Annotated in this window: 2 protein-coding genes; both read right to left on the bottom strand. The window is 73.5% G+C overall.

Features of this window, described 5'->3' with window-relative positions:
• A partial coding sequence (locus tag WA616_RS24315; protein ID WP_336033937.1) for a methyl-accepting chemotaxis protein occupies positions 1–1,143 on the bottom strand: 1,143 nt, incomplete at its 3' end.
• A gap of 33 nt (positions 1,144–1,176) precedes the next feature.
• Positions 1,177–2,799 (bottom strand): methyl-accepting chemotaxis protein, encoded by a 1,623-nt coding sequence (locus tag WA616_RS24310; protein ID WP_336033935.1) that lies wholly within the window; start codon positions 2,797–2,799, stop codon positions 1,177–1,179.
• Positions 2,800–3,178 lie beyond the last annotated feature (379 nt).

Raw genomic sequence — 3,178 nt, 5'->3', positions numbered from 1 at the left:
GGCGATGCTGGTGATCACCTTGACGACGTTGCCGATCTCCGCGGAGGACTCACCCAGCTTCGCCACCGTCGCCGTCGTCGTCTCAGCGGCCGTGACCGCCCGAGCGGCGACCGCGGAGGCCTCAGCCGCGTTCGTGGCGATCTCCCGGATCGAGGCGCCCATCTCCTCCGCACCCGCGGCGACGGTCTGCACGTTGCGGGAGACCTCCTCCGCCGCACCCGACACCACGCCGGACTGCGCGGAGGTCTCCTCCGCCGACGCGGAGATCTGCGCGGCCGAGGCCGACAGCTCCTCGCTGGAGGCGGCGACGGCGTCGGCGGCGCCGACCACGGAGGACATGACGCCGCGCAGCGTCTCCTGGGCGTCGCCCAGCGCGGCGGCCATGCGGCCCAGCTCGTCGCGGCCGCGCACCTCGGGGGTGACGGTCAGGTCGCCGGCGGCCAGCGCCTCGACCGAGGCCTGCACCGAGCGGACGGTGCCCACCAGGCGGCGGACGACGAGGAGGGTCAGCCCGCCGGCCAGGGCGATGCCGATCGCCAGGGCCGTCCACAGGGTCACGGTGGCCGAGGAGACGATGCCCACGGCGTCGTCGGTGTCGGTCTGGCCGGCGGCCACGCGCCGCTCCTGCATGGCGTTGTACTGGTCCATGATCGAGTCGGAGGCGTCCTGCAGCGGGCCGGCGATGACGGCCCCGGCGGCGGGCAGCTGGCCCGCGTCCGCGGCGGGGAGCAGCTGGGTCTCCGCGACCTCGTAGTAGCCGTCGACGGTGGTGCGGAACTCCTCGAACGCCGTCTTGTTGACCGTCACCTCGGCGTAGGCGTCGAGCTGGTCCTCGATGGTCCCGCGGCGCTCGGCCAGGTCGGCACGCAGCTCCACACGGGCCTGCGGGTCCAGCAGCGCGTAGCTGTTGTAGCGCGAGCGGTCGCCCTGCCAGGAGCGCTGGATGTTCGCGAGGTCGGCGAGCCGGACGACGTTGTCGTTGATCCGGGTGGCGGCGGCCTCGACGGCCGACAGCCGGTTGACCGCGAGGACGGTCATGGCGACGGCGACGACCGCGAGGACGGCCACGGCGGCGCCGATCTTGACGGCGACCGGGCGGTCGGCGAACCAGCCGCCGGACGAGCCGGCACGGGTGGTGGACATGGATGTGCTCCTGGGTGGTCTCGTGCCGGGGGATCAGTAGGTGAAGCGGGCGACGCTGGTGCGCAGGTCGGCGGCCATGCGGGAGAGCTCGTCGACGGCGACGCGGGTCTGCGACAGGGCCTGGGTGGTGCTGTCGGCGGCCGAGGAGACGCCGGAGATGTTGTCCGCGATCTGGCCGGAGCCCTGCGCGGCCTCCTGGACCGAGCGGCTCATCTCGTTGGTGGTGGCGGTCTGCTCCTCCACCGCGGAGGCGATGGTGGTCTGGCGGTCGGAGATCTGGGCGACGATCGAGCTGATCTCGCCGATGGCGCCCACCGCGGCGCCGGTGTCGGCCTGGATGGCCTGCACCCGGCGGGCGATGTCCTCGGTGGCCTTCGCGGTCTCCTGCGCGAGCTCCTTGACCTCGTTCGCGACCACGGCGAAGCCCTTGCCGGCCTCGCCCGCCCGGGCGGCCTCGATGGTGGCGTTGAGGGCGAGCAGGTTGGTCTGCTCGGCGATCGAGGTGATGACCTTGACGACGTTGCCGATCTCGGCCGAGCTCTCGCCGAGCTTGGCGACGGTGGCGGTGGTGGTCTCCGCGGCGGTGACCGCGCGAGCGGCGACGGCGGAGGCCTCGGCGGCGTTGGTGGCGATCTCCCGGATCGAGGCGCCCATCTGCTCGGCGCCGGCGGCGACGGTCTGCACGTTGCGGGAGACCTCCTCCGCGGCGCCCGACACCACGCCGGACTGCGCGGAGGTCTCCTCGGCCGACGCCGAGATCTGCGCCGAGGACGCGCTGAGCTCCTCCGAGCTGGCCGCCACCGCGTCGGCCGCGCCGACCACGGAGGCCATCACGCCGCGCAGCTCGACGACCGCCGTGTCGAGCGCCTGGCCCATCCGCCCGAGCTCGTCGCGGGTGGTCAGCCCGGCGGCGCGGGTGAGGTCGCCGGCCGACAGGCCCTCGGCGACGTGCTGCACCCGTGCCACGCCGCGCGCCAGGCCCCGGGCGACGACCCAGCCCAGGCCGGCCGTGACCACGATGCCCGCGAGCATGAGGACGAGGGCCAGCGTGCGCTGCGACTCGTAGTCGGCGCGGATGCCCTCGGCGGCCGCGGCGGCGCTGGACTGCTCGAGGTCGGTCAGCGCCTGCAGGTCCTCGGTGAGGGCCGCGACGATGGGCGCGCCCTGGGCGTCGTTGAGCGTGACCCAGCCGCGGACGTCGCCGGCGAGCGCGAGCGGGCCGAGGACCGTCTCCTGGAAGGCGACGTAGTCGTCCATGCCGGCCCCGATCTCGTCGACCAGGGCCTGGGCCTCCGGGCTGACCCCGGTGGCGACGTAGCCGTCGAGCGCGGCCTGGAAGTCCTCGCGGTAGCCGTCGACCACGGCGAACGCCTCCGCCGTCTCCGCGGGGGTCTCCACCAGGAGGGCGTTGCGCGTGCCGACGCGCATGTCGCTGAGGAGCCCGTCCATCTCCGCGGCACGGAGCGCGCCGGCGAAGTTCTCCTCGTACAGGGCGTCGGCGGAGTCGGCGGTGTCGCCGAGGGCCTGCAGGCCGAGGAGCCCGACGGTGCCGGTCACGACCGCGCCCAGCGCCACGGTGCTCAGCACCTTGGTGGTGACGCCGCGGTCGCCCCACCAGGAGGTGCTGGTCGGGCGGGCGTCGGTCGGGTCGGTCATCGGGTCTCTCCACATCTCGTGTGCGGCGGCTGCGGGTCGCGCCGTCAGGGAGAAGAGTGGCGCATCGGAAAAGGAACTGACGCCGTCCGGAAATGGCGTGTCCGTAACGATCCGGAAACGGGCGGATACCGGGCGGGAAAGGGGGTAGTCGCGCCGTTCCGGACCGTTTGTCGACAATCCCCTCAGGCCGTCTACCAGCGCGGACGCCTTGTCGACATGGGCACATCCGCAGCTCAGGAGCGCGCGGCGGTGCATTCCCGCAGGTCATGGAAAAGCAGCCGGCCCCGGTCCGGACGTCGGGGAGCGACGACAGGGCCGGGGCCGGGAGGAATGGCGTCAGACTGCGCCGGTGACCATTCCGAGGATGGCGGTGATCACC

This window comes from Geodermatophilus sp. FMUSA9-8 (genome assembly GCF_037034165.1).
Taxonomy (GTDB): domain Bacteria; phylum Actinomycetota; class Actinomycetes; order Mycobacteriales; family Geodermatophilaceae; genus Geodermatophilus; species Geodermatophilus nigrescens.
The sequence above is the reverse complement of the archived record's forward strand: the minus strand, read 5'-3'. Positions and strand labels throughout refer to the sequence as shown.

Bases quoted from the DNA above. Each gene is read 5' to 3' on its own strand.
- WA616_RS24310 (WP_336033935.1), bottom strand. From the start codon at position 2,799: ATGACCGACCCGACCGACGCCCGCCCGACCAGCACCTCCTGGTGGGGC.